Raw genomic sequence first — 26,038 nt, forward strand, 5'->3', positions numbered from 1 at the left:
GGCATTCCCCCCTTACGATGCCACATTGCCTGCCGAACCAAGTTTGCGCAGGAACTTGCCGTCCAGCCCTCCAATGTCGGGACACCCCAAGAGACCCAATGCGCGATCGACTTCGCTGCGCAATATCTCGATGGCGCGCGCCGCGCCTGCCTGCCCGCCGGCCGCCAGCCCATAAGTGGTGGCGCGTCCGAGCAGCACGGCATCGGCTCCCAGCGCCACCGCCTTGAGGATGTCCGTGCCGCGCCGGAATCCACCGTCGAGCATCACGGCAGCACGCCCCTTTACTTCAGCTATCACGTCCGGCAGCACGTCCATGGTCGACAGCGCACCATCAAGCTGGCGCCCACCGTGGTTGGACAACACGATCCCATCCACTCCGTGAGCCACTGCCAGCGCCGCATCCTCGGGGCTCATGACGCCCTTGATGAGCAACTTGCCGCGCCAAAGGTCCCGCAGCCAGGCAATGTCTCGCCACGACAGCGAGGGATCCAGGTTCTGGCCCAGAATGGATGCTGCTGCACCGCGTACGCTGGTCTTGTCAGGCGGCAGCAGGTCGCCAAGGTTGGCAAATTTGGGAAAGCCGTTTGGCAACAGGACATCGGCGATCCAACGAGGATGGCGCAGCACATCGATCTTGTTGCGCCAATTGAGCTGCTGGTGCCCCACATAGTTGCGCATGTCCCATTCGCGCTTGCCGTAGATGGCGCTATCGGTAGTTACCACCAGCGCCTCGATGCCCGCATGATGGGCGCGGCGGGCGAGCTTTTCGATGAAATCGCGGGTGCGGTACATGTAGACCTGTTGCCAGATACGCCCACCGGCACGGCGCGCCACATCTTCCATTGACGTCGTCGATACGTTGGTCAACACAAACGGGATCCCGGCCGCCGCTGCCGCGCTGGCCATGGCCACGTCGCCTTCGCGCGCCAGCAGCCCCGAAAAACCGGTCGGCCCGATCATGAAAGGCGCCGCACTTGCCTGGCCGAACAGGCTGACGGACTGGTTGCGCGACGTAACGTCCACCAGGGTGCGCGGGACAAAGGCGAACTCGCCAAACACATCCCGGTTACGGCGCAAGGTCGCCTCATCCTCCGCGCCCCCTTCCACGTACTCAAAGCAAAAGTTTGGCACACGCCGGCGCGCCATTTCCCGTAGTTCGTCAATGCTTTGCGCGCGACTGACGTCACGACCTTGATATAAACGGCGCTGCAAGATCATCCCTCTCGTGAAAAATTGGCTTGGAAATCACCATGAATCGGCTCGATACATCAAAGGGCTTGTCGTGACATGAACGACAGAGGCCCCCAATTGCCCCTCCCGAACGGGGCGTCATGCATCAATACACAAAAAAAGATTACTCGCCCGGATTGAAGTCGATGTGCTTGATGAACACAATCTTGCCGTTCTCGTTCTTGACGATGTTGTAACCATGCAGGCCGTCGCCGTTCTTGTCGAACTGGTAGGTACCTTCCACGCCCTTGTACCCCTTGATCGCATGCAACGCTTTCTTGATATCGTCCGGCTTGGTGCTCTTGGCATTGTTCATCGCCATGGCGAGCAGGCTGACGGCATCATAAGCCCAGGCGGAATACAGGTCTGCATCGATCTTGTATTTCTCCTTGTACTTCTTGTCGTAGGCGCCGGCTTCCGGACTGGAAGAGCTGGCGTAATCGGCGATCGAGTAGGTGTCATACAGCGCTTCGACCGCCAGCTTCATTGCGGTGTCGGTAGAAACCGACGGCGAGCCGACCCAGGCTGCCTTCACGCCGAGCTGGCGCAGCTGCTTGGCGAAGATCGCGACATCGGTCGAGTTGGCGATGTAGCTGGACACGATGTCGGCGCCTGACTGCTTGATCGCCAGTACCACCGGCGTCATGTCCTGCGAGTTGCTGGTGAAGCCTTGCACTGTCACCGGCGTGACGCCCAGTGCCTTGAGCGCGTTGGTCAGGTGGGTCTTGCCGCCGTTGCCGAAGGAGTCGGTGGAGTGCACGATGGCCCATTTCTTCAGTTTGAGCGTATTGACGCCGTACTCGGCAATCACCTTCGCCGAGTAGCCATCATTGGGACGCGCACGGAAAATCCACGGATTATTGGCATGGGTCAGGCCGTAGTCGGTGCCGCCAATCATCATCGGCAGGCCGGTCTTCACCAGCGTGGGCGACATTGCCTGGATCTGCGTGCTGCGCACGGTACCGATCAAAGCGGCCATGTCGCCGCCGCTGGTAAGCTTGGACAACGCCAGCACCGAACCGGGGTTGGTACTCTGGTTGTCTTCCACCTTCAGTTCCAGCTGCTTGCCTAACACGCCGCCGGCCTTGTTGATTTCTTCCACCGCCATCCTGGCGCCGTTGATCTGGTAGACGCCGGCTTCAGCGTTAGCGCCGGTGCTCTCGGCGATCATGCCGATCTTGATGGTGTCGGCGGCCTGGGTGAATTGCGATACGGCGGTGAGCGCGACGACTGTACACAATGATGCGATCTTTCGTTTCATGATGGTCTCCTCTTGTTGTGACATGCAAAGCCGGCCTTTGGCGACAACCGGTGATTTTTCACTACCTCTTCAACCCTTCCCTACTCCGTTCTCACCCTCCGGATTCCTGCTGGCGCTTGTGCGCCACCAGTTGCATCAGGCGCCCGTCGCGCCAGCGCTGCCGTGCCGGACGGTCGGTGCCGCCCAATGCCTGCAGGCGCTCGCGCTCCAACTGGTCGAGCAAGGGCGTTTCCCACGCGCGCGGCTGCGCCTGTTTGGCGATGTCCAGATACAGCGGGCCATAGCGCTGGCAATAGTCGCGGATGCCGCCCGGCGCGTTGAGATCGATGGTTTCAAACGGCCCCATGAAAGCCCAACGCAGGCCCAGGCCATCCTTGATGGCCTTGTCGCAATCGATGCTGTCGACATAGCCGTCTTCGACCAGCCGGAAGGCTTCGGCCAGCAAAGCGCCCTGCAGACGGTTGACGATGAACCCCTGGATTTCGCGCTTGACCATGATCGGCACCTGGCCGGCGCCGGCGTAGATGGCGCGGGCGCGCTCCATGACGGCACTGTCGGTCCACGGCGCCGGGATCAGCTCCACCAGCGGCACCAGCGACGGCGGGTTGATCGGGTGCCCGACCAGGCAGCGCGCGCGGCCAGCCAGGCTTTCGGTAAAGCTCGATGCCGGGATGCCGGAGGTGGAGCTGGCGAGGATGGCGTCCTTGGGCGCCAACGCATCGAGCCTGGCGAAAATCTCTTTCTTGGCATCGACCGTTTCACGCACGTTTTCCTGCACCAGAACCGCGCCTTGCAGCGCCTGCGCCAGGTCGGACACGAAACTCACGCGCTTGAGGATCACGGCAGGATCTTCGCTGATCAGTCCAACCGCGAGCAGCGGCTTGAGCGTGGCGTCGATCTGGCCGGGCGCGTTCTCCAGCGCCTTGGCGTCGAGGTCGTACAAGGCCACCGGGTAACCGGCGCGGGCAAACACAGTGGCCCACGCGCAGCCGATCAGGCCGGCGCCGATGATGGCGATTTTTTCCATGACTATCTCCTGGTTACGGATGAATGAAGTGGGAAGGACGAGTGGCGGCGGCATCACACATGGTGGGCGCCTCCCAGGTAAGCAGCGCGGACTTCCTCGTTGTCCTGCAGCTGGCTCGGCGTGCCTTCGACAATCAATTGGCCGGTCGACAGCACATAGCCGCGGTCGGCAACCGACAAGGCCATGTGCGCGTTCTGTTCGACCAGCAGGATGGTGGCGCCGCGTTCGCGGATGGTGCGGATAGTGGCGAAGAGCTGCTGCACGATGATCGGCGCCAGCCCCAGCGAAGGCTCATCGAGCAGGAGCAGGCGCGGATTCGACATGAGTCCGCGCGCCACCGCCAGCATCTGCTGCTGGCCGCCCGACAGGCTCCAGCCATACGCGCCGGACAACCGCCGCAGGTCGGGGAAGATGCTGAACATCTCTTCAACCTCGGCGTCCATCCGTGCCCGCGGCAAATGCCCGCGCGCGGAAGTGCCGATCATGATGTTTTCGCGGACCGTCAGGCCGGGAAAAATGCGCCGCCCTTCCGGCACATGGGCAATGCCCATCTTTACGATGTTTTCCGCCTTCACCTGGGCCAATGGCTTGCCGTCGAACAGGATCTCGCCATCGGTCACCGACGCCAGCCGAGAGATACTGCGCAGTGTGGTGCTCTTGCCGGCGCCGTTGGCGCCCAGCAGCGTGACGATCTCGCCTTCGTTGACGCTCAAGGTGATGCCGCGCAGCGCCTTGACGTTGCCGTAAGCGCTGTGGACGTTGCGTAGTTCAAGCAGTGGCATGGATCGCCTCCCCAAGATAAGCGGCAATCACATCCGGATTGCGCAGGACTTCGGCCGGTGTGCCTTCGGCGATGTTCTTGCCGAAATTGAGCACCGTGATGCGATCGGACACCTGCTCGATCAGGCCGATGTCGTGTTCGATCAGGAACACGGTCAGGCCATGGCCGCGCAGGCGCTTGAGCAGTTCTCCCAGCTCGCGCTTCTCGGTCTGGTTCAGGCCGGCAGCGGGTTCGTCAAGCAACAGGAAACGCGGATGGCCGGCCAGCGCGCGGGCGATCTCGACTAAACGCTGGTGGCCGTACGGCAGGTTGCGCGCGATCAGTTCAGCCTTGTCGCTGATGCCGACGAACTTCAACGCCGACAGCGCCCGCTCACGCAGTGCCTGGTCGGTACGGGCAATGTTGTTGTGCTCGCGCTGCGCGCCGACCATCACGTTTTCCAGCACGCTCATGTTCGGAAACAGGCGAATGTTCTGGAAGGTGCGGCCGATGCCCATGCCGGCACGCTCGTGCGGCGTCATCGCGGTGATATCGACGTTGTCGAACAGCAGTTGCCCATCGGTCGGCTTGTAAATGCCGTTGAGCACATTGAGCGTCGTGGTCTTGCCCGACCCGTTCGGCCCGATCAACGCATGCACGGTGCCGCGCCGCACTTCCAGGCTCACGCCGTCGACCGCCTTGACGCCGCCGAAGTGCTTGCGGATCGACGCGATCTTCAGGATCGGTGCGTTGTCCGTTGCCGGTACGACCAGGTCGAGGTCGGGAATATTCGCCTCGTCGATCACTGCCGGCTTGCGGTAGCGGTCGGCCAGGTGGCGGATCAGCCCCCAGATTCCTGCCGGCAGGAACACCATGATCAGGATCACCGCCAGGCCATAGACCGCGAGGTAGACCTCCTTCAAAAAGCGCAGCCACTCCGGCAACAGGATCAGCAAGCTGCTGCCCAGGATGCCGCCGAAAGCCGACTGCGCGCCGCCCAGCAAGGTCATCGTGAGGAACTCGATGGAACGCGCGAAGTTGAAGTTGTCAGGGCTGATGTAAGCGAAGCCGGCGGCGTAGAAGCCGCCGCCCAGACCGGCCAGCCCGGCGCTCATGGTGAAGGCGATGACCTTGATGCGCAGCGTGTGCACGCCGGTCACCTCGGCTGCCAGCTCATTCTCGCGCACTGCGCGCATGGCGCGCCCGAGACGGGTGTGCGGCAGCCACCAGATCAGAAATGCAGCCAGGATCAGTGTGAACAGGGACAATGCGAGATAGGCCCGGTCATCAGTCAGCTGATAGCCAAACAACGCAGGCCGTTCGATGCCGGCGATGCCGTCGGGCCCATGTGTCACCTCGGCCCAGTTCACTGCCACCAGGTCGAAAATCTGCTGGAAGCTGATGGTGATCATTGCCAGGTAATGGCCGCCCAGGCGCAACGTGGTCATGCCCAGCACCAGCCCCGCCAGCGCCGCCACTCCGACGCCCAACAGCAGCGTCAACCAGAAGTTCAGGCCGAGCGATACCGTCCCCAGCGCCACGGCGTAAGCGCCCAACCCGAAGAAGGTGGCCTGCGCCAGGTTGATCTGGCCTGCGTAGCCGAGCACCACGATCATGCCCAGTACGACGATGGAATACGTCGCCGCCTGCATGAACATGTTGAGCACGTAGGGGCTGAAGGAGAACAGGAAAGGCGCGGCGACGACCAGGGCGCCCACGCCGGTGAAGAAGGCCATGCGCGCGGCGCGGCCCTTTTTATAGTGATCGATCTTGTCGTTCATGCTTTCTCCGAGATCTTTTCGCCGAAAATCCCCTGCGGCCTGCACAGGAGGAAGATGAACAGCAGCAGGAAAGCGAACGCGTCCTTGTAAGGCACCGAGATGTATTGCGCACCGAAGCTTTCGACCACGCCCAGCAGCAAGCCGCCCACGATGGCGCCCTTGACGTCGCCGAAGCCGCCGATGATGGTGGCGGAGAAGGCCTTGAGCGCGATGATCGATCCCATACCGATGGACACGAACAGGATCGGCGACACCAGGATGCCAGCCAGCCCTCCCAGCACGGCGCTGTAGATGAAGGTGAAGGCGATCATCGCCGCCACCGGGATGCCGACCAGCCGCGCCATGTCTTTATCCTGCGAGGTTGCCTGCAGCTTCTTGCCCAGCATGGTGTGCTCGAACAAAAAGTACTGGAAGCACACGGCGATGGCGGTCACGGCCAGGATCACCAGATATTGGGAGTCCATGAACACGCCGCCGATCTCGATGCCGGGCGACTGGAACACGCGGCGCATCGGCTTGGGTTGCGGGCCGAAGAAATACAGCACGGTGTTCTGCAGGAAGATCGAGGCGCCCAGTGTGCTGATGATCACCGGCAGGTAATTGCGGTGGCGCAGCGGGTAATACACCCCCAGGTTGAACACCATGCCGAACGCCGCCATCATCAGGAGCGCCAGAATGATGGCGAGCCAGAACGGCACGCCCGCACCCATGAACGCCACCAGCGCGAACCCTCCCAGCATGGCGAAGTCGCCCTGCGCGAAGTTCACCACGTTGGTGGCCCGGATGATCAGCACGAAGCCGAGTGCCACCAGCGCATAGATCGCGCCTAGCGCCAGGCCGGCAAACAGCACTTGAAAATTGATTGCCAATAACTCCATCACGTCTCCTTGATGATCCCTTTTGTTGTTGTGTTTTTCGTGGCTTGGCCGCATTGCGATGCGGTATCTGGTCGTGCGTACTTCCTCCTTCCCTGCGTTCTCTTGCGATGGGCGGCACCGGACTAATGCAGACCGAATGCGGAAATATGTGCGAAATACGACATCTGGCAGCCATGCCGCCGAGATGGCATGGCGCCCGGGCTACATGAAGCGGGACTGGTGCTGGTCAAACGGGATGGCAGCCGTCATGCCCTGTGGCGGGCCGAGCGATGAAGGCGCGTCACCAGATCGCGATGAGCCGCAACGGCCCATCACGTCAATACGTAATGAGCAAGGCCGGCATCCCTGCCGAACAGGCAAACAGGGGGAAGGCGGAAGCGGCGAATGGCTTGGAAAGCGGCAGGGAAAACGGCTGAGACTGCGCGAACAGGATGTTGCGTGTGATCAATAACATGATTGTCTCCGGTTACAATATCCGATCGGATCGGAAATAATATTTTCCCGGACTGTAGCTTGACGGTATGATGGCGTCAAGCCAAACCATGCAATTCGATTCACCCACCATTGCCGCACTCCATGTCCGAACCGAAAAAGACCGCCTTTTTCAAGGCCGCCGAAAAGACCAACCACTCCGCCATCCAGCGCCGGCCATCGCTGGATGAAGAGGTGTACGAGACGCTGCTGGCGCAGTTGATTTCGCTCAAGATCGCACCGGGCAATCGCATCGCGGTGGATGCGCTGGTGCGGGAGATGGGGGTATCGCAAACGCCGATCCGCGCTGCGCTGATCCGGCTGGAGAATGAAGGTCTGGTCATCAAGACGCATAACGTCGGCTACAGTGCGGCCCCGATGCCGTCGCGGGCACACTTCGAACAGATCTACGATTTGCGCCTGCTGCTCGAACCCTATGCCGCCAAATGCACCGCCGAGGCCGTGACCGACGAAGTCCGCGAAGAGCTGGCCGCGCTCGATCAGGCCATGGCCACGCCGAACAGCGACGACAACAAGCGGGCCTACAGCCAGTTCGCCCTGCTCGATGCAAAATTCCACAACCTGATCGCCACCGCCAGCGGCAACCGGCTGGTGGCCGAAGCGCTGGCGCGCTCTTACGCCCACATGCACCTGTTCCGCCTGCGCTACCACTCGGTGGTGACCGAGGGCGCGGTGCAGGAACACGCGGCAATCATGAAAGGGATCATTGCAGGCGACGGCCAAGCCGCGAAGGAAGCGATGGAAGAACACCTGCTGCGCTCGCTGGGGCGCTGGAAACCGTTCTTCGACGCCACGCCCTGAAAACTACATGTTAGGATGGGCGCAATTCAAATTCTCCCGATCACCGGACCGGACATGTCATCAAGGCTGCAGTGCAATTGGAACCGGCTCCTGGCGGAAACGCTGTTCTGGGGTGTGACGCTGGCGCTGCTGCTGGAAGATGATGTGGCAATGCTGGCAACCATGTTCAGTTGATCGCGACGCACCCTGCCCTATGGACGTACCGTTTTTTTCACCCTCTGCCTTGCGCACATCGGCAAGCCTGGCTATCGCAGTGGCACTCGCCGGTACGGCACTGCCCGCCCATGCTGAATGGTCGCCGCTGGGCGACAACAACATCGGCAGCTTCTTCGTCGACAAGAACAGCATCGTCTCCACCCGCAGCATCCGCCAGGCGCAGATCCTGTTGAACTGGAGCCGCCCCCAACTGCTGATGGGCCAAGGCAGCAAGACCTACTACACGTCGGAAATCTCGACCGCCTACTTCGACTGCAGCAACCACCAGCTTGGCTTCGGCAGCCGCAAGATGTATGCGCAACCGGACGGCAAGGGGACGTTGCTGCTGGCGCCGCAACTGGCCTATTCGGACGTCAAGCTGCAAGACCCGATTCCGGGCTCCACCGGCGAACGCGCCATTGACGCCGTCTGCGGCAAATAAGACTCCCCCTCTTCTCGGTCCAGCTTTCCCGCCTCAAACCTTCATGGGCAGGATCACCATCTGCAATCCGTCGAAATGCAGCCGCCGCTGCACCGCCAGCGCCGCCTGGTTATGCAGCAGGCGGATGAACCAGTTGTCCTGCTCGAAGATGAGCTTGCTGGTGAAAAAGATGGCATTGGGGTATTCCTTGCTGATCGCATAGCAAAGCCGGGTCACCTCTTGCACGGCATCGGTGCCGAAGCCGAGATACGAAGCCGAAGCCATGCCGTGGCTACGGCAGAAATCGACGAAGAACTGCAGCGTGGCATTGGCCTCGGCACGCATTTGTTCGACCATGCCTTCTCCGCCATAGGCATGCGAATCCACCGTGCGGGCGTTGACGAAGATGAAGTTCTTGAAGTGGTTCGGGAACATGCGCTGTACCCACAGCAAGGCATGCAAGCCGCCGCCGCGCGAGGTGCCGACGATGAACACCGCGGTCTGCTGGGATGGATCCGGCAGGATCTCCCCCTGGTGCGAGCCGAAGGGCTGGTTGGCGAAGATCTGGTCGACGGTGCGGATGGCCAGCTTGGTGTCGCGGTAATGGTTACGGATATAGATGCACAGCGCCGACATGGCGGCAATGATCACCGCCGTCGCCCAGCCGCCATCGAACAACTTTTCCACCACCAGCACGCACAGGATAGCAGCGCAGATCACGAAACCGGCCAGGGACAGCAGGAAGCGCCGCTTCCAGTGGTCGAGCTGCCTGCGGCGGCGCCACCAATAGCGGCACAGGCCGAACAGCGAAATGGCGAAGGTCAGGAACACCGAGATCGAGTACAGCACGATCAGGAGCGTCACGCTGCCCTGCGTCCAGAACAGGATCACCAGCGCCGCCACGCCCATCACCAGGATGCCGTTTTGCGTCACCAGGCGGGTGGAGAGGTAACGGAATTTGTGCGGCACCCAGGAATCGGCCGCCATATTGGACAGCACCGCCGGCCCGCCCAGGAAACCGGTATTGGCCGCCACGAACAGCAGTCCTGCCTCGAACGCCAGCACCACCATCAGCATCAGGTCGTTGATCCATTTGGCTTCGATGCCGAGGCTGCCGATGATGATGCGGAAGGTCGATGCATTAAGGGTCTGGCCATCCACATGCCTGGCGTCCCACAGCAGGTAGAGCAGGAAGATGCCGCCGGCAGTGAAGGCCAGCGACAAGGCCATGTAGATCATGGTCACCTTGCCGGTGCGCACGCGCGGCTCGGCCAGCATGTTGACGTTGTTGGAAACGGCCTCCAGCCCGGTATAAGTACCGCCGCCCTGCGAATAAGCCAGCAACAGCATCGCCGCCACGCCCGACCAGCCGATATGCTGGGCCAGGTTGCCGGTATCGGCCAGCGTGTCGGGAATCAGCGAAGGGAAATGCCCGGCATGCGCGAAGATGCCGTACAGGATCAACAGCAGGTGCGTCGCCACGAAACCGAGGAAAATCGGCAGCAGCACCCGGATCGCCTCTTTCAGGCCGCGCAGATTGAGCACGATCAGGAGACCGATGCAGATGGCCTCCACCCACAGTTTGTAAGGCTGGAAACCCAGCGGCAACATGGACGCCAGCGCATCGACACCGGAAGCGATTGAAATGGCGATGGTCAATACATAATCGAGGATCAGCGCCACCCCCGACACCAGGCCGAGATAAGGTCCCACCAACTTGGTAGCGACGCGATAGCCGCCGCCCCCGGTCGGGAACAGTTCGATCACCTGGTTATACGCCAACGCGATGATGAACACGGTCAGCGCGGTAGCGATTGCCAGATAGAGACCGAGATGGGTGTGCTCACCCAATGCGCGGAAACTCTCCTCGGGCCCATAGGCGGAAGACGACAACCCGTCCGCCCCCAGCCCGACCCACGCCAGGAAAGCCACCAGCGCCAGAGAATGGCGGGTTTCGCTCTTGAGGGGATCGAGTGCTTTCCCGATCACTATTTCACGAATCTTCAACGGCTTCATTACTTGAGGCAGGCAATGCGAAGCCGCACTGCCGTCTGTTTCTTCAACCCGCCATGATACCCGCTTCTGGTTTTGGGGACTTGCCCGCAAGTTCAAAATCCGTCATAATCTCGCGCTTGCGTTGCCGGGATGGCGGAATAGGTAGACGCACGGGACTCAAAATCCCGCGCCGCAAGGCGTGCCGGTTCGATTCCGGCTCCCGGCACCAACTGATTATTTAAAGAAGTCCAAAGATGTTTTCAAAGCCCGCGTGTCTGCTGACACAGCGGGCTTTTTGTTGTCCGCGCTCGTCCAAGGCTGCGGTAGCATGGACAACCAAGATTAATACCGCCATTGATTAAAAAAGCGCCGCTCCCTCCAGCGGCCCAACCATGTGGAAAACAGAGCGATACGACGTTGCGCTTTTCCGGATTTTCACGAAAAGAACAACCTTACCGAAGCGTTCGCTCAATTTCCCTTGTAGCGCGCGACCGCCATCTCCAGCCGAACAACATGCCCGCCGCTGCCAACAGGATGGCGGCGGCACCGATGAATTGGACTATGTGCAATCGGTGCCCAAATGCCAATGCATCCACCAGAAATGCGACCACCGGATAGATGAAGGACAACGCGCCCGTCAAGTGTGTAGGCAAGCGCTGGATGGCACCATACAGCAGGATGTACATCAGTCCCGTATGCACCACGCCCATCGTCACCAGATAGCCCCAGCCGTCCAGGCCGACAGCGTCTCCGTCCCCATGCAGGGCGAAAGGCGCCAGCATGACAATTCCCACCAGCACCTGGACCAAGGCAATCAGATGCGGAGGGACACTCTTTAATGCTTTTGTGATGAGTGCCGCTATGGCATAGAAGAATGCAGCCCCCAGCGACAGCAACACTCCTATCAAATAGTGGCTACCGTCACTGCCCATATCGGGCCGCCCCTGCACGATGAGCAGCACGCCGGCAAACGATAGCAACAGCCAGCCTAGCTTCACCCAGGTCAACCGCTCGCGCAGGAACAGCGCGCCCAGTGCCACAAGCATGAATGGTTGCGTGTTGTAGACTGCTGTCGCAATAGAGATTGAAGCACGCGGATAGGCAGCAAACAGCAGCAACCAGTTGGCGACGATAGCGATACCGCCCAGCATGGCCAGGAAAAGCTGCCGCAAGGAAATTTTGCCGTGCTTGAGATGCCCCATCGCCGCGCAGACAGGCAACAGCGTGGCAGCCCCGAACAGGCAACGCCAGAACACCACCTCCGAAGCCGGTCGGCCCGACAGCACCACCAGCCAGCCAATGGTTCCGGAAATCACCATTGCCGCAGTCATTTCCAAAACACCGCGCAAGTTGTCCTTCATCGGCCAATTCCCGTCGTTAAGCAAGGCTATACTTTAATTCGCTGCATTCATTACCCACATACGAAAAACCAGGCAAGCTCTCGAAAATTCCTTCTTTCATTAAGAAAAAAAGGAGAAATACTTTATGACGATGGATGATATCGATCGCAGCATCATCAGTTTGCTGCAAGCCGATGCACGGATGTCTACCAAGGCCCTTGCAGAACATATCGGCTTATCCGCACCCAGCGCCGCCGAGCGGCTGCGGCGCCTGGAGGAGCGAGGCGTGATCCGTGCATTTACCATCGATGTCGATCCGCGCGCCTTGGGCTACTCCTTGCAAGCAATCGTCCGCATCAAACCCTTGCCGGGAAAGCTGCATGCCGTTCAGAAATTGCTCGAAGCGATTCCCGAGATATCGGAGTGCGACAAGGTGACAGGGGACGATTGCTTCATCGCCCGCCTGCACCTGCGTTCGATCGAACATCTGGATTTCATACTGGAGCGCATCGTAGACAAGGCGGAAACCAGCACTGCCATCATCAAGTCACAACCGGTCACACGACGGCTGCCGGGGGGATGAGGCCCAGGCCGCCTCACCCTTCTGCCAAATTGTATTTCTTGATCTTGTCGTAAAGCGTCTTCTTGGGAATACCCAGGTGTTGCGCAGCTAGCGCCACGCTGCCGCCGGTCTCCCTGAGGGCGAAGGCGATCATCCCCGCTTCGAAATTCTCGACCTGCTGCGGCAGCGAAATGCCTTCCGATGCCATTTCCCGCACTGGCCCCGCCTCGCTTACCCCCAGCACCCAGCGATCAGCGAAATTGCGCAGCTCGCGCACATTGCCCGGCCACTGGCGCTGCTGCCATTGCTGCATCTGCGCCGCGCTCCAGGCCGGTACATCGCGCCGGTAGCGCACCGCGGCGGCCTGGCAGAAATGCGCCAGCAGCAATGGGATATCGCTGCCGCGCTGGTTCAGCGTGGGCAGGTCAATGGCGACCACGCCAATGCGGTAATACAGGTCTTCACGGAACTCGCCGCGCGCACTCATCTGCAGCAGGTCGGCCTTGCTGGCCGCCACCACGCGGCAGTCGATCGCCACCGACTCGTTGCCGCCCAAGCGTTCCAGCCGGCGCTCCTGCAGCACGCGCAGGAGCTTGACTTGCATGGCCAGCGGCATGCTTTCGATCTCGTCCAGGAACAGGGTGCCGCCGTTGGCGTATTCCAGCTTGCCGATGCGGCGTTTCTGCGCGCCGGTGAAGGCACCTGCCTCGTGGCCGAAGATCTCGCTTTCGAAGACGGTCTCCGGCAGCGCGCCGCAGTTGAGCGCGACAAATGCCCCCTTGCGGCCGCTGGCCGCGTGCAGTTGGCGTGCCACGACCTCCTTGCCGGTGCCGGTCTGGCCGTTGATCAGGACATCGACATCGGCCGGCCCGAGGCTGCGGATCAGCGTGCGCACGCGTTCGATGGCAGATGATTGCCCCACCAGCGGCGGCAGCTCGGGATGGCTGGCCCAGGCTTCGCGCAGCTTGCGGTTTTCCAGCACCAGGCGGCGCTTTTCCTGCGCGCGCGCCGCCACTTCCAGCAGGCGGTCGGAGGCGAACGGTTTTTCGATGAAGTCGTAGGCGCCGGCACGCATCGCGTCCACCGCCGTGCCGATGTCTCCGTGACCGGTGACCACGATCACCGGAATGTCCGGATCGATGCCCACGGCATGCTCCAGCAACTCCAGCCCGGATATCCCCGGCAAGCGCACATCGGTCACCAGGATGCCGCTGAAGTCGCGTGTGATCAGCGGCAGGGCTTCTTCCGCACTGGCCCAGGCACTGACGGAAAAACCGCCCAGCTCCAGCGTCTGTGCGGTGGCCCGGCGCACCGCCTGTTCATCCTCGACCAGAATGGCTGCGCTGTTGTTGGTGTCGTCGGTGTTTGCATTCATGATGTCAGCCGTTCTTTTGCAGCGGCAGGCGCACGATGAATTCGGCGCCGCCCTGCTCATGGTTATGCGCGGTGAGCTGGCCGTTCATCGCCTGCACGATGGACGAGGAAATCGCCAGCCCCAGGCCCAGCCCCTTGCTAGAGGACTTGGTAGTGAAAAAAGGTTCGAACAGGTGCGGCGCCACCTCGTCGGAAATGCCGGCGCCCGAGTCACGGATACGCACTACGGCCTGCCCGTCCTCAATGTCCAGTACCACGTAGACCTGCTTGCGCGGCGTGTCTTCGACCGCGTCCAGCCCATTGCGCAGCAGGTTGATCAGGACCTGCTCGGTACGCACCACGTCGCCGGTAATGCTGGCCGGCTGGCGGATATCGATAGCGATGTCCACGCCATGATGCTGGAATTCGCTGCCCAGCAGCAGCGCCGCCGCCTCGATGGTCTGGCGCAGGTCCACCGTCGCCACCAGGTCGCCGCTCTTGCGGGCGAAGCCCTTCAGCTGGGCAATGATCTTGCCCATGTTGGCGCTGGCGCTGCTGATGTGTTCCAGGTTCTCCACCGCCTGCGCAGTCTGGCCACGCGCCAGGAACTTCACCGAGTTGTCGGCGAAGGCGCGGATGGCCGCCAGCGGCTGGTTCAGCTCGTGCGTCACGCCGGCGGCCATCTGCCCCAGCATGGCCAGCTTGCCGGCCTGTACCAGCTCATTCTGGGTGGTGCGCAAGAGCGTTTCGGTCTGTTGCAGTTTGTCGTACTTGGCAGCGATGGCCTGGTTGGCGGCGGTCAATTCACGCGTGCGCTGGGCGATGCGCAAATCCAGTTCTTCCGCCGCGCGCCGCAAGGCATCGCGCGATTCCAGCCGCTCCTGCACGCGGCGCCGGTGCTGGTACCAGGCCAGCAGCGAGATCGCCAGCGCCACCATGAATAACGCCGCAGCCAGCGTCGCCAGCGTGGCCGAGCGCACCATGCGCGCACGCGACGGATACAGCATCAGTTCCCAACCGAGCTTGGAGACAGGCCGCGCCACATGCTCGCCGAAACCGCGCTGCAACGCCTTGGGCAAGGTGGTCACGGGCGCGATGGGCAGATCGGCGTACTGGTGCGTGCCCTCCAGCTCGCGCTGCATGGGTGCGCTCAGCGGCTTGAGGCTGTGGTACTTCCACTCCGGGCGGTTGCTGAGGAAGACCACGCCGCTGGCATCGGTCAGGGCGATCGGGTCGTCGCTGCTGCTCCAGGTATGTTCGAATTCCGCCAGGTCGACCTTGACCACCATCACGCCGATCGGCGCATCGCCCGAGACCTGGTCCTGGCTGCGGTAGATCGGCTGCGCAATGAAATAGCCCGGCTCGCTGGAGATGTTGCCGATGCCATAGAAGCGCCCCGCCCTGCCTTGTACGGCTTCCCGGAAATAAGGGCGGAAGCCGAAGTCGCGGCCGACGAAACTGAACTCCTCATCCCAGTTGCTTGAGGCCAGCGTCATGCCGGCGGTATTGAGCATGAAGATATGCACGGCATGCGACTGGCGCTGGATGATCTTGAAGGCGCGGTTGAGCCGGTCGATCGCGGCGGCGTCTTCAGGGTGCAGCAATACCTGGCGTACGTCGGCCTGGAAGCCCAGCGCAAACGGCAGGGTCTCGAATTTCTGCAGGATGGATTCCAGATCCATGGCCACGATCTGCAGTTGCGCCGAGCCCAGGCTTTTCTGGTCGGCCGTGGCCTTGCGCAGGCTGAGCTGATAGGTGACGCCGCACACGGCCAGTGTTGCCGCAATGAAGGCGAGGAACAGCAGCAGGTTTCTTCTGGCTCTCATGCGCTCGTGTGGTGGGGAGGAGATGCGGCAGGATGCCCGCCGGTGCGCGGGCTCCGAATGCGACGCAGCGCCTGAAAAGGCGCCGCGTCCAGCCGTGATTCAACCGTAATGATAGCGCGGATGCGGCCGGCCCAGCCTCATCTTCCGGCACACCGGAATCAGGCCGGCTTGTGCACCTTGGTACCGCCTGCGCCCCTGCCAGTGTCGTCTGCGCCATCGTCGACATGCACGTCGTCATGCAAATGGCCGTCGCGTTGCGGGTCAGGCATGCGCAGGGACACGATCAGCGCCACCAGGCACATGGCGGACACATACCAGTAGAACACCGATTCCATACCGGCAGACTTCAGCGACAGCGCCACGAATTCAGCCGAGCCGCCGAAGATGGCATTGCCCACCGCGTACGACAGGCCCACGCCCAGCGCACGCACCTCGGCCGGGAACATCTCGGCCTTGATCAGGCCGCCGATCGATGTGTAGAAGCTGACGATGGTCAGGGCCAGGATGGCGAAGCCGAACGCCGCGTACGGGCTGGAAACGTCTTTCAGGAAATGCAGGATGGGGAAGGTGCACACCATGCCCAGGAAGGCGAAGCACAGCATGGAATTGCGGCGGCCGATCTTGTCCGAGATGGCGCCGAAAATCGGTTGCAGGATCATGTACACAAACAATGCGCCGGTCATCACGCCGTTGACCACCTTGGGGTCCATGCCGGCCGTGTTGACCAGGTATTTCTGCATGTAGGTGGTGAAGGTGTAGAACATCAGCGAGCCGCCGGCGGTAAAGCCGACCACGTTGATGAAGGCGCGCTTGTGCTGCAGCAAGCCTTTCAGGGTGCCGGCATCCTTCTTCTTGCGCACGTCGGCCGAGGCGGTCTCGGCCAGCGAGCTGCGCAGGTACATCGCCACCAGCGCGCCCAGGGCGCCCAGCACGAAAGGCACGCGCCAGCCCCAGGCCATCAGCTCTTCCTTGCTCAGCCATTGCTGCATACCGAACAACACCAGCACCGCCAGCAGTTGTCCGCCGATCAGCGTCACATACTGGAAAGAGGCGAAGAAGCCGCGCTTGCCATTGGGCGCCACCTCACTCATGTAGGTGGCCGAGGTACCGTACTCGCCGCCCACCGAAAGGCCCTGGAACAAGCGCGCCACCAGCAGCAGCGCCGGCGCCCAGGCGCCGATGGCGGCATAGGTCGGCATCAGCGCCACGGCCAGCGAGCCGCCGCACATCATCAGCACGGAAATCAGCATGGAAGTCTTGCGGCCATGCTTGTCGGCGATGCGGCCGAACAGCCAGCCGCCGATCGGGCGCATCAGGAAACCGGCGGCGAACACGCCGGCGGTATTCAACAGTTGCGAGGTCGGATCGCCCTTGGGGAAGAAGGCCGGCGCGAAATAGATCGCACAGAAGGAGTAGACGTAGAAGTCGAACCATTCGACCAGGTTGCCTGATGATGCGCCGAGGATGGCGAAGATGCGCTTGCGGTATTCCGCCGGGCTCAATTGCTGTTTGCCGCTCATGGAGATCTCCTGTTGTCGCCGCCCCCTTCCTGTCCGGTTCGGCGGCGCTGTTTTTGCCCTCGCGCATCCGGTGCCGGATTGCCGGACCGGATGCGTTTTTCGAGAGCGGGAAATGGGGAGAAGACGCGACGCTAATGCGCGTGCGAAAGAACTGCCTGCATCATGTCTGTCTCCGCCTGCTTTGTTTATGGGGTAGTCATTGCAGGCTTCGTGCCAGAGCGAGGCGGGCTTGAACGAATGGTTAAGCCACTGTTTTCAAAGGATTTTTTGCGGAAGAAATTTTCATGCGACGCAACAATCGTGCGGATGTCCGGAATGCAGCAAAGCGGTGCTTGCGGGATTCCATCCAGATGGGCTGCAGAGTCTGCGGGCGAGGAAATACGAGCCGGCCGGCCATTTCCTGAATGCGGCTAACGACGCTGGGCCTTGCTTTCGCCGGGGCTTCGGAGCTGAAAAAAGAAAAACGGCACATGTCTTCCGACATGCACCGCTTTTCTGGTACCGCTGTTTGCCTGTACGGGCTGCCGATCAACGCTCCGACAACGCGTCCATCACGCACAGCGCCGTCATGTTGATGATGCGGCGAACCGTTGCCGACGGTGTCAGGATGTGAACCGGCTTGGCGCAACCCAGCAGGATGGGGCCGATCGCCACGCCGTTGCCCGATGCGGTCTTCAGCAGGTTGTAGGCAATGTTGGCTGCGTCGATATTGGGCATGACCAGCAGGTTGGCATCGCCCTTCAACGGCGAATCGGGGATCGCGGCGTTCAGGAGCTTGCTGTCGAGCGCCGTGTCGCCATGCATTTCACCGTCCACTTCCAGGTCCGGCGCAACTTCACGGATGATCGACAGCGCCTCGCGCATCTTGCGGGCCGATTCGCTGTTGCTGGAACCGAAGTTCGAATGCGACAGCAGCGCGGCGCGCGGATGCAGGCCGAAGCGGCGCATTTCCTCCGCGGCCAAGATGGTGATCTCGGCCAGTTCCTGCGCGTTCGGGTTCTCGTTGACGTGCGTATCGACCAGCACCAGCTGGCGGTTCGGCAGGATCACCGCGTTCATGGCGGCATAGACATTCACGCCCTCGCGCTTGCCCAGCACCTGGTCGATGTAGTGCAAGTGCAGTTGGGTCGTGCCGTAAGTGCCGCAGATCATGCCGTCGGCGTCGCCCTTGTGGATCGCCATGGAACCGATCAGGGTATGGCGGCGGCGCATTTCCAGCTTGGCGTACTGCTCGGTGACGCCCTTGCGGCGCGACATTTCCAGGAAACTCTGCCAGTAATCGCGGTAGCGGCTGTCGAAGTTCGGGTTGATGACTTCGAAGTCGATGCCCGGACGCAGGCGCAGGCCGAATTTCTTGATGCGCTGTTCCAGCACTTCCGGGCGGCCAACCAGGATGGGCTTGGCCAGGTTTTCATCGACGATCACCTGTACCGCACGCAGCACGCGCTCTTCCTCGCCTTCGGCGTAGACGATGCGCTTCTTGGCTTCCGCGGCCTTCTTGGCGACCTGGAAGATCGGGCGCATGAAGGTGCCGCTGTGGTAAACGAACTGCTCCAGTTTTTCGGCGTAGGCAGCCATGTCCTTGATCGGGCGTGCAGCCACGCCGGATTCTTCGGCGGCGCGCGCGACGGCTGGTGCGATCTTGATCATCAGGCGCGGGTCGAACGGCTTGGGAATGATGTATTCCGGGCCGAAGGACAGGTTGGTCACGCCGTAGGTGGCGGCCACGATGTCGGACTGCTCGGCCTGTGCCAGCTCAGCGATGGCGTGCACGGTGGCGATTTCCATCTCGCGGGTGATGGTGGTCGCACCCGAATCCAGCGCGCCGCGGAAGATGTACGGGAAGCACAGCACATTGTTGACCTGGTTCGGATAGTCCGAACGGCCGGTGGCGATGATGGCGTCGTCGCGCACGGCCTTGACGTCTTCCGGCAGGATTTCCGGGGTCGGGTTGGCCAGCGCCAGCACCAGCGGACGCGGTCCCATCTGCTTGACCATGTCCTGCTTGAGCACGCCGGCGGCGGACAAGCCCAGGAAAATGTCGGCATTGGGGATGACGTCGGCCAGGGTGCGCGCATCGGTTTCGCGGGCGAAACGCTCCTTGTCCGGATCCATCAGTTCGGTGCGGCCCTTGTAGACCACGCCGGCCAGGTCGGTGACGTAGATGTTCTCGATCGGGAAGCCGAGGTCGACGATCAGGTCCAGGCAAGCCAGCGCTGCCGCGCCCGCGCCGGAGACCACCAGCTTGACTTCCTTGATGTTCTTGCCGACCACCTTCAGGCCGTTCAGGATAGCCGCGCCGACGATGATGGCGGTGCCGTGCTGGTCATCGTGGAAGACGGGGATCTTCATCCGCTCGCGCAGCTTGCGCTCGATGTAGAAGCACTCTGGCGCCTTGATGTCTTCCAGGTTAATGCCGCCGAAGGTCGGCTCCAGGGCTGCGATCACGTCGATCAGCTTGTCCGGGTCGTTTTCATTGACTTCGATGTCGAACACATCGATGCCCGCGAACTTCTTGAACAGCACGCCCTTGCCTTCCATCACCGGCTTGGAAGCCAGCGGGCCGATGTTGCCCAGGCCCAGCACGGCGGTGCCGTTGCTGATCACAGCTACCAGGTTGCCGCGGGCAGTGTATTTGAATGCGTTGGCCGGGTCGGCCACGATTTCTTCGCAAGCCGCGGCCACGCCGGGAGAATACGCCAGGGAGAGATCACGCTGGTTGGTCAGCAGCTTGGTGGGAGTGACGCTGATCTTGCCCGGTGTCGGAAACTCGTGGTACTCCAGCGCTGCCTGACGAAGTTGCTGACGCACTTCTTCTTTCTTACTGATCATCGAATCCATAACTCTGTATTCTCTATGTTGACTTGCGAAGACCGTCGATTCTAGCAGAGGTCGGCCTTCAATCATAGGCCGCCGATTTCATGCTGCCCCGCGCAAAGCCAGTCCGGAACAGGCTTTGCGGCGTTTCATCGGCGGAGCGTGATGTCCGCGAACATGCCCTTCCACGGTGCAATTGACGACTGTTAGTGACGTGATGGGTACACGTTACGCGCAGCTTCGCAATGGCGAATCTTTACTCGCCTGCGCTGGCCGGGAAGGACGTTGTGGAAAGTCCTTACCGGCCTGGCGGCGCTGGCCGGCAAGGCTTTTGGCCCGGCGGCAGCGGTGTGCAGGCGCGGAGGTGATATACCGGTGCCCTGCCGCTCACATTTTTCCGGGATCAGTTTCCGCCTCCGCTACGAAGTTTCAGGGAAAATCGACAGCGCGCTCTTTCAGTGCATTCGCTGCAGCGCAACATCCGATTCCTTGTCCTGCCGGGCGTATGCGGAAACATATCGGCGAACGCTGATATTGTCCTCCAGAAGCGATGACAGATTAGTTACAATCGCCTCATGCTCTCCGAATTCGAACTTATTGCGCGCTATTTCAGCCGCCCGCTTGCTCCCGACAGCCGCACGGCGCTCGGGGTCGGCGATGATTGCGCGCTGATGATGCCGGCTCCGGGCATGCAACTGGCCATCTCCAGCGACATGCTGGTCTCCGGCCGCCATTTTTTCCCCGATGCAGATCCGCTGGCGCTGGGCCACAAATGCCTGGCGGTCAACCTGTCCGACCTGGCGGCGATGGGCGCCAAACCGATCGCCTTCACACTGGCGCTGGCCCTGCCCGAAGCCGATCCTGAATGGCTGGCGCCGTTCGCCAACGGCATGCTGGCGCTGGCCGACCGCCACGGCTGCGAGCTGATCGGCGGCGACACCACCAAGGGACCGCTGACCATCAGCATCACCGTGTTCGGCGAAGTGCCGTCGCAACAGGCGCTGCGGCGCGATGCCGCTCGCGCCGGCGACGATATCTGGATTTCCGGCTCGCTGGGCGATGCGCGCCTGGCGCTGGCCGGCTACCGCAACGAACTCGCGCTGTCCGACCATGAGCTTCTGCAGGCCGCGCCGCGCATGCATGAGCCGACGCCGCGTGTGGAGCTGGGCATCGCGCTGCGCGGCATTGCACATGCCGCCATCGATATCTCCGATGGCCTGGCCGGCGACCTCGGCCATATCCTGCAACGCTCCAACCTCGGCGCCACGCTGGACGCAGACGCCCTGCCGCCCGGCAACGTGCTGCAGCAGCGCGAGCTCGAACTGCGCCGCCGCTTCACGCTCAACGGCGGCGACGACTACGAACTCTGCTTTACCGCCCCGGTCCGCCTGCGCCATGCGGTGGAGAAGGCCGCACATGCGGCCGGCGTCGAAGTCGCCCGCGTCGGCACGATGGAGCATGCCCCCGGCCTGCGCATCGTCGATGCCGGCGGCGAACCGCTACAGCTGGAGCTCGGCTCCTTCGACCATTTCCGTTCATGAACCCAGACATTTCCTCCTCTTCCGCCGCCGCGCCGGCCAGCAAGAAGCGCCGCGCCAACGCCCAGTTCATGCTGGCCCATCCGGCGCACTGGATCGCGCAGGGCTTCGGCAGCGGCCTCTCCCCCATCATGCCGGGCACCGCCGGCACGCTGTTCGCCTGGCTTTCCTATGTTGTGCTCTCCGCACGCTGGCCGCATGTGTTTACCGCAGCCAATTGGCTGGCCATCATCGTGGCCGGTTTCGTGATCGGCATCTGGGCCTGCCATCGCACCGGACATGCACTGAACTCGCCCGATGACGGCAGCATGGTGTGGGACGAGATCATCGCCTTCTGGCTGGTGCTGGTGCTGGTGACGCCGGCCAGCACCAAGGTGCAGTTCGCGGCATTTGTCGTGTTCCGCTTCTTCGACATGGTCAAGCCGCCGCCGATCGCCTGGTTCGACCGCCGCTTCAAGGGTGGCTTCGGGGTGATGTGGGATGACATCGTGGCGGCCTTCTATACGCTGCTGGTGTTCGCCTTCTGGCGCGTCTACGCCTGACCTCCGGAACGCCCGCGATATTCCGATTCAAGAATCGTGAAGACGGGAGTATCCTGTCCCTGCATGCACATGATCAACCGACCGCGGCCGTTGGAAGCGGCCGACGGTACAGCCAAGGATGACACTCATGGACACCACGATTGACTTAGCCACACGCGTAGGCCAGGCCCTGAAGGCCAAGAACCTGCTGTTAGCCACTGCCGAATCGTGTACAGGAGGCGGCATCGCGCACGCCATCACTGAAATCGCCGGTTCCTCCGAATGGTTCGACTGCGGTTTCGTCACTTATTCCAACGCCTCCAAGAATGAGCTGCTGGATATCCCGGAAGCCATGATCGCGCTGCACGGCGCCGTCAGCGAGGAGATCGCCGGCGCCATGGCTGAAGGCGCGCTGGCCAACAGCAGTTCGGATGTCGCCGTCTCCACCACCGGCATCGCCGGCCCCGGCGGCGCAGTGCCGGGCAAGCCGGTGGGCACCGTCTGCTTCGGCTGGAAGGTGGGCGACAAGACTTACACCGAACGCCTGGTGTTTTCAGGCGACCGGCAAGCAGTGCGCGAGCAGACTGTGGTGCATTCTCTCAAGGGATTGCTCAAGCTGCTGGCGGACTGAAGACATCCCCAAAAAGAAACAGGCCGCGCTTGCATTCGCAGCACGGCCTGTTTCTTTTCAAGATGGTTTGTCGTCCCCTGCAAAGGCAGGGACGACATCGCGCTCACCGATACTTGTTGATCGTGTCGCGCGTCTCCAGCGCCACGCGGCGTGCCGCCGCGGTGAAGTCTTCGCCGGTTTCCGGCTTGGCGTACAAAATGGCGCGCGAAGAATTGATCATCATGCCGGTACCGGCAGCCGTCTTGCCGGATTTGACCGTGGCTTCGACGTCGCCGCCCTGGGCGCCTACACCCGGAACCAATAACGGCATGTCGCCGATGATGGCGCGCACTTGCGCCAGTTCATGCGGGAAGGTGGCGCCCACCACCAGGCCGCACTGGCCGTTGGTGTTCCATTTCTCGGCCACCAGGCGCGCCACGTGCTGGTACAGCGGCTTGCCCTCGACTTCCAGGAATTGCAGGTCGGAACCGCCCGCATTCGACGTGCGGCACAGCACGATCACGCCACGGTCTTTCCACTCCAGGTAAGGCGCGACCGAATCCCAACCCATGTAGGGGCTGACGGTGACCACGTCGGCGTTGTAGCGCTCGAAGGCTTCACGTGCGTATTGCTCGGCGGTGGCGCCGATGTCGCCGCGCTTGGCATCCAGCACCAGCGGGATATCGGGATAATGGCGGCGGATGTAGGAGCAGATCTGCTCCAGCTGGTCTTCCGCACCCAGCGCGGCAAAATAGGCGATCTGCGGCTTGAAGGCACAGGCGGCATCGGCTGTAGCGTCGACAATGGCGCGGCAGAATTCGAAAATCGCGTCCGATTTGCCGCGCAATTCTTCGGGAATCTTCTTGACGTCAGGGTCCAGGCCGACGCACAGCAGGGAATTACGCGATTTCCACGCGCCGTTTAACTTGTCGATGAATGTCACGGTGATGCCTTAATATGCAAAGATGCGCTATTGTACCGCTGGCACCGGAAAAACCGCGTTTCCGCCCGCTTTTTCAAGGCTTTTGAGGCGAAAAAAGGAGACTTGGAATACGGCATCCCGGTTGCACACGCTTTATTTTTCTTACGAGGAACACAACATGAAAAAATGGTTTGCATGGCTGGCTACCGCTTTCCTGGCCCTTGCTCTGTCGGGTTGCGGCTATAACGACTTCCAGGCCAAGGACGAAGCCACCAAAGCCGCCTGGGGCGAAGTCGTCAACCAATACCAGCGCCGCGCCGACCTGATCCCCAACCTCGTCAATACCGTCAAGGGCTATGCCGCGCACGAGAAAGACACGCTGGAAGCCGTGACCCAGGCGCGCGCCGCCGCCACCAGCTTCCAGATCACGCCGGAGGTGCTGAACAACCCCGAAGCCTTCGCCAAATTCCAGCAGGTGCAGGGCCAGCTGTCGTCGGCGCTGTCGCGCCTGATGGCGGTGTCGGAAAACTATCCGCAGCTGAAGGCCGACACCAGCTTCCGCGACCTGCAGTCGCAACTGGAAGGCACCGAAAACCGCATCACCGTGGCGCGCCAGCGCTACATCGCCGCGGTCCAGGAATACAACATCTTGGCGCGCAGCTTCCCCAGCAACATCACGGCGAAAGTCTTCGGCTACCAGGTCAAGCCCTCCTTCACGGTAGAAAACGAGAAGGCCATCTCGACCGCCCCCACCGTCAACTTCGGCAAGTAAGCCTGAGCGCGGGCATCGCCGATGCGTAAATTCCTCCTGCGACTCCAACTACTGCTGGTCCTGCTGCCCATCCTGGGCAGTGCGGCCGCAGCCGAGGATTTCGTCCCCATTCCGCCACTATCCGGCCACGTGATCGACCAGGTACACATGCTGGACGATCAGCAGCGCGCCGCGCTGAACAGCGTGCTGGCCGAGTACGAAACCCGCACCGGCAGCCAGATCGCGGTACTGCTGATGGCTTCCACTGCACCGGAAGCCATCGAGCAATACAGCATCCGCGTGGCCGAAGCCTGGAAGCTTGGCCGCAAAGGCGTGGACGACGGCGTGATCCTGGTGGTCGCCAAGGACAATCCCAAAGCGCTGCGCCGCCTGCGCATCGAGGCCGGGCGCGGCGTGCAAGGCAGCCTGACCGATGCGCAGTCCAAACGCATCCTGGAAGACGTGATCGCGCCGCATTTCCGCCAGAACGATTTCTACGGCGGGCTGGCGGCCGGCGTGTCGGCCATCGCCGGCCTGCTCGACCAGGAGAAGCTGCCGGCCGCGCAGCGCCACGCCCAGCCGGCGCAGGATGACAGCGGCGGCTGGGTGACGCTGATCGTGGTGCTGGTGTTCCTCTTCATTTTCTTTGCCATGCTGCTCAAGTCGCGCCGCAACGCGCGCAACAACCTCAATAGCAACGACTGGGGCCACAGCACCGGCGCCGGCGTCATCATCGGCAGCATCCTGGAGCAGGTCGTGCGCAACGCCGCTTCCGGCCGTTCGGGCGGTTTCCCCAGTTCCGGCGGCTTTTCGGGCGGCTCCTCGGGCGGCGATTCATTCTCGGGCGGTGGCGGCACATTCGACGGCGGCGGCGCCTCGGGAGACTGGTGAGATGAGCAAGCAAAAGACACAGCCCCCCATGATCGGCCGCATGCTACGCCACCTCGCCGGTACCCATGCGGCGGCACGGCGCGCCTTCCCTTCGGCCACGCTCAAGGCGATCCAGGCCGGGATCGGCGAAGGCGAAAAGCAGCATCGCGCCCAGGTACGCATGATCGTCGAGGCTTCGCTGTCGCTGGGTGCGGTATGGCGAGGAGAAAGCTCGCGCCAACGCGCGCACGAACTGTTCTCGCGCTACCGCATCTGGGATACCGAGGAAAACTGCGGCGTGCTGGTCTACGTCAACCTGGCCGACCACAAGGTGGAAATCGTTGCCGACCGCGGCGTCAGCCGTGTAGTGACGCGCCAGCAGTGGCAGGACGTCTGCCGCGCCATGACTGCCGGATATGCGCATGGCGCCTATCACGAGAGCACCCTGCAGGCGCTGGAACAGCTGCATGTGCTACTGGCCGACACCATGCCGCGCGACAGCGGCGATACGGCCGGCGCCAACGAACTCTCCGACAAGCCGCTGATACTCTGACCGTCCCAAAAAGA

Annotated in this window: 24 protein-coding genes and 1 tRNA gene; 10 read left to right on the forward strand and 15 right to left on the reverse strand. The window is 62.1% G+C overall.

The window, feature by feature from the left end; all coding sequences use genetic code 11:
- Positions 1–12: 12 nt before the first annotated feature.
- The 7 genes from AKL28_RS05050 to AKL28_RS24345 form a co-directional block, all read right to left on the reverse strand.
- Entirely contained in the window at positions 13–1,212 is a 1,200-nt protein-coding gene (locus tag AKL28_RS05050) for an alpha-hydroxy acid oxidase (protein WP_050467082.1), read from the reverse strand.
- Positions 1,213–1,354: 142 nt separating this feature from the next.
- Positions 1,355–2,491 (reverse strand): ABC transporter substrate-binding protein, encoded by a 1,137-nt coding sequence (locus AKL28_RS05055; protein WP_156226238.1) that lies wholly within the window; start codon positions 2,489–2,491, stop codon positions 1,355–1,357.
- Between the two features lie 91 nt (positions 2,492–2,582).
- Positions 2,583–3,518 (reverse strand): 3-hydroxyacyl-CoA dehydrogenase, encoded by a 936-nt coding sequence (locus AKL28_RS05060; protein ID WP_082221366.1) that lies wholly within the window; start codon positions 3,516–3,518, stop codon positions 2,583–2,585.
- Between the two features lie 53 nt (positions 3,519–3,571).
- Positions 3,572–4,300: an ABC transporter ATP-binding protein gene (locus AKL28_RS05065; protein ID WP_050466980.1), complete on the reverse strand. Its 729-nt coding sequence runs from the start codon at positions 4,298–4,300 to the stop codon at positions 3,572–3,574.
- On the reverse strand, positions 4,287–6,059 hold the full coding sequence (locus AKL28_RS05070; RefSeq protein WP_050466981.1) for a branched-chain amino acid ABC transporter ATP-binding protein/permease: 1,773 nt from the start codon (positions 6,057–6,059) through the stop codon (positions 4,287–4,289). Before AKL28_RS05070 ends, AKL28_RS05065 begins: the two co-directional genes overlap by 14 nt.
- On the reverse strand, positions 6,056–6,937 hold the full coding sequence (locus tag AKL28_RS05075) for a branched-chain amino acid ABC transporter permease (RefSeq protein WP_050466982.1): 882 nt from the start codon (positions 6,935–6,937) through the stop codon (positions 6,056–6,058). The genes AKL28_RS05070 and AKL28_RS05075 overlap by 4 nt, the downstream gene beginning before the upstream one ends.
- Before the next feature lie 316 nt (positions 6,938–7,253).
- Positions 7,254–7,391, reverse strand: a complete 138-nt coding sequence (locus AKL28_RS24345; RefSeq protein WP_156226239.1) for a hypothetical protein — start codon at positions 7,389–7,391, stop codon at positions 7,254–7,256.
- A gap of 122 nt (positions 7,392–7,513) precedes the next feature.
- Here AKL28_RS24345 and AKL28_RS05080 point away from each other — a divergent pair, with 122 nt between their 5' ends.
- Positions 7,514–8,230: a GntR family transcriptional regulator gene (locus tag AKL28_RS05080; protein ID WP_082221367.1), complete on the forward strand. Its 717-nt coding sequence runs from the start codon at positions 7,514–7,516 to the stop codon at positions 8,228–8,230.
- A gap of 193 nt (positions 8,231–8,423) precedes the next feature.
- The gene (locus AKL28_RS05085) at positions 8,424–8,867 is read left to right on the forward strand and encodes a surface-adhesin E family protein (RefSeq protein WP_050466983.1); all 444 of its coding nucleotides are present in this window, start codon (positions 8,424–8,426) and stop codon (positions 8,865–8,867) included.
- A gap of 33 nt (positions 8,868–8,900) precedes the next feature.
- On the opposite strand, the gene AKL28_RS05090 is transcribed toward AKL28_RS05085, so the two are convergent.
- Positions 8,901–10,862 carry an APC family permease gene (locus tag AKL28_RS05090; RefSeq protein WP_050466984.1) on the reverse strand — a complete coding sequence of 654 codons (1,962 nt, stop codon included), beginning with the start codon at positions 10,860–10,862 and terminating at the stop codon, positions 8,901–8,903.
- Positions 10,863–10,985: 123 nt separating this feature from the next.
- Here AKL28_RS05090 and AKL28_RS05095 point away from each other — a divergent pair.
- Positions 10,986–11,070, forward strand: a tRNA-Leu gene (locus AKL28_RS05095).
- A 223-nt stretch (positions 11,071–11,293) separates the two neighbouring features.
- On the opposite strand, the gene AKL28_RS05100 is transcribed toward AKL28_RS05095, so the two are convergent.
- Positions 11,294–12,202, reverse strand: coding sequence for a DMT family transporter (locus tag AKL28_RS05100; protein ID WP_050467085.1), 909 nt, complete (start codon positions 12,200–12,202; stop codon positions 11,294–11,296).
- Between the two features lie 124 nt (positions 12,203–12,326).
- Between AKL28_RS05100 and AKL28_RS05105 the strand changes: the two genes are divergently transcribed.
- On the forward strand, positions 12,327–12,764 hold the full coding sequence (locus AKL28_RS05105; RefSeq protein WP_050466985.1) for an Lrp/AsnC family transcriptional regulator: 438 nt from the start codon (positions 12,327–12,329) through the stop codon (positions 12,762–12,764).
- Positions 12,765–12,777: 13 nt separating this feature from the next.
- Here the strand turns inward: AKL28_RS05105 and AKL28_RS05110 are convergent, their stop codons facing one another.
- The 5 genes from AKL28_RS05110 to AKL28_RS05125 form a co-directional block, all read right to left on the reverse strand.
- Positions 12,778–14,118 (reverse strand): sigma-54-dependent transcriptional regulator, encoded by a 1,341-nt coding sequence (locus AKL28_RS05110; RefSeq protein ID WP_050466986.1) that lies wholly within the window; start codon positions 14,116–14,118, stop codon positions 12,778–12,780.
- Between the two features lie 4 nt (positions 14,119–14,122).
- A complete protein-coding gene (locus AKL28_RS05115; RefSeq protein ID WP_050466987.1) occupies positions 14,123–15,922 on the reverse strand; it encodes a sensor histidine kinase in 1,800 nt (599 codons plus the stop codon).
- Between the two features lie 158 nt (positions 15,923–16,080).
- Complete coding sequence (locus tag AKL28_RS05120; RefSeq protein ID WP_050466988.1) at positions 16,081–17,442, reverse strand: MFS family transporter; 1,362 nt, start codon at positions 17,440–17,442, stop codon at positions 16,081–16,083.
- A 241-nt stretch (positions 17,443–17,683) separates the two neighbouring features.
- Positions 17,684–17,926: a hypothetical protein gene (locus AKL28_RS24350; RefSeq protein ID WP_156226240.1), complete on the reverse strand. Its 243-nt coding sequence runs from the start codon at positions 17,924–17,926 to the stop codon at positions 17,684–17,686.
- Positions 17,927–17,970: 44 nt separating this feature from the next.
- Positions 17,971–20,283 carry an NADP-dependent malic enzyme gene (locus AKL28_RS05125; protein ID WP_050466989.1) on the reverse strand — a complete coding sequence of 771 codons (2,313 nt, stop codon included), beginning with the start codon at positions 20,281–20,283 and terminating at the stop codon, positions 17,971–17,973.
- 551 nt (positions 20,284–20,834) lie between these two features.
- Here AKL28_RS05125 and thiL point away from each other — a divergent pair.
- The 3 genes from thiL to AKL28_RS05140 all read left to right on the forward strand — a co-directional run bounded on the left by thiL (position 20,835) and on the right by AKL28_RS05140 (position 22,949).
- Positions 20,835–21,800 carry a thiamine-phosphate kinase gene (gene thiL, locus AKL28_RS05130; RefSeq protein WP_050466990.1) on the forward strand — a complete coding sequence of 322 codons (966 nt, stop codon included), beginning with the start codon at positions 20,835–20,837 and terminating at the stop codon, positions 21,798–21,800.
- Positions 21,797–22,339 (forward strand): phosphatidylglycerophosphatase A family protein, encoded by a 543-nt coding sequence (locus AKL28_RS05135; RefSeq protein ID WP_050466991.1) that lies wholly within the window; start codon positions 21,797–21,799, stop codon positions 22,337–22,339. The genes thiL and AKL28_RS05135 overlap by 4 nt, the downstream gene beginning before the upstream one ends.
- A gap of 127 nt (positions 22,340–22,466) precedes the next feature.
- Positions 22,467–22,949: a CinA family protein gene (locus AKL28_RS05140; RefSeq protein WP_050466992.1), complete on the forward strand. Its 483-nt coding sequence runs from the start codon at positions 22,467–22,469 to the stop codon at positions 22,947–22,949.
- Between the two features lie 103 nt (positions 22,950–23,052).
- On the opposite strand, the gene pyrF is transcribed toward AKL28_RS05140, so the two are convergent.
- The gene (gene pyrF / locus AKL28_RS05145) at positions 23,053–23,871 is read right to left on the reverse strand and encodes an orotidine-5'-phosphate decarboxylase (RefSeq protein ID WP_050466993.1); all 819 of its coding nucleotides are present in this window, start codon (positions 23,869–23,871) and stop codon (positions 23,053–23,055) included.
- Between the two features lie 157 nt (positions 23,872–24,028).
- Between pyrF and AKL28_RS05150 the strand changes: the two genes are divergently transcribed.
- From AKL28_RS05150 to AKL28_RS05160, 3 genes are read left to right on the forward strand one after another with little or no spacing between them, the layout of a single operon-like run.
- Positions 24,029–24,622, forward strand: a complete 594-nt coding sequence (locus tag AKL28_RS05150) for a LemA family protein (protein ID WP_050466994.1) — start codon at positions 24,029–24,031, stop codon at positions 24,620–24,622.
- Positions 24,623–24,643: 21 nt separating this feature from the next.
- Positions 24,644–25,492 carry a TPM domain-containing protein gene (locus tag AKL28_RS05155; protein WP_050466995.1) on the forward strand — a complete coding sequence of 283 codons (849 nt, stop codon included), beginning with the start codon at positions 24,644–24,646 and terminating at the stop codon, positions 25,490–25,492.
- A gap of 1 nt (position 25,493) precedes the next feature.
- On the forward strand, positions 25,494–26,024 hold the full coding sequence (locus AKL28_RS05160; protein ID WP_050466996.1) for a TPM domain-containing protein: 531 nt from the start codon (positions 25,494–25,496) through the stop codon (positions 26,022–26,024).
- Positions 26,025–26,038: the final 14 nt, after the last annotated feature.

This window comes from Herbaspirillum chlorophenolicum, assembly GCF_001189955.1.
GTDB classification, from domain to species: domain Bacteria; phylum Pseudomonadota; class Gammaproteobacteria; order Burkholderiales; family Burkholderiaceae_D; genus Herbaspirillum; species Herbaspirillum chlorophenolicum.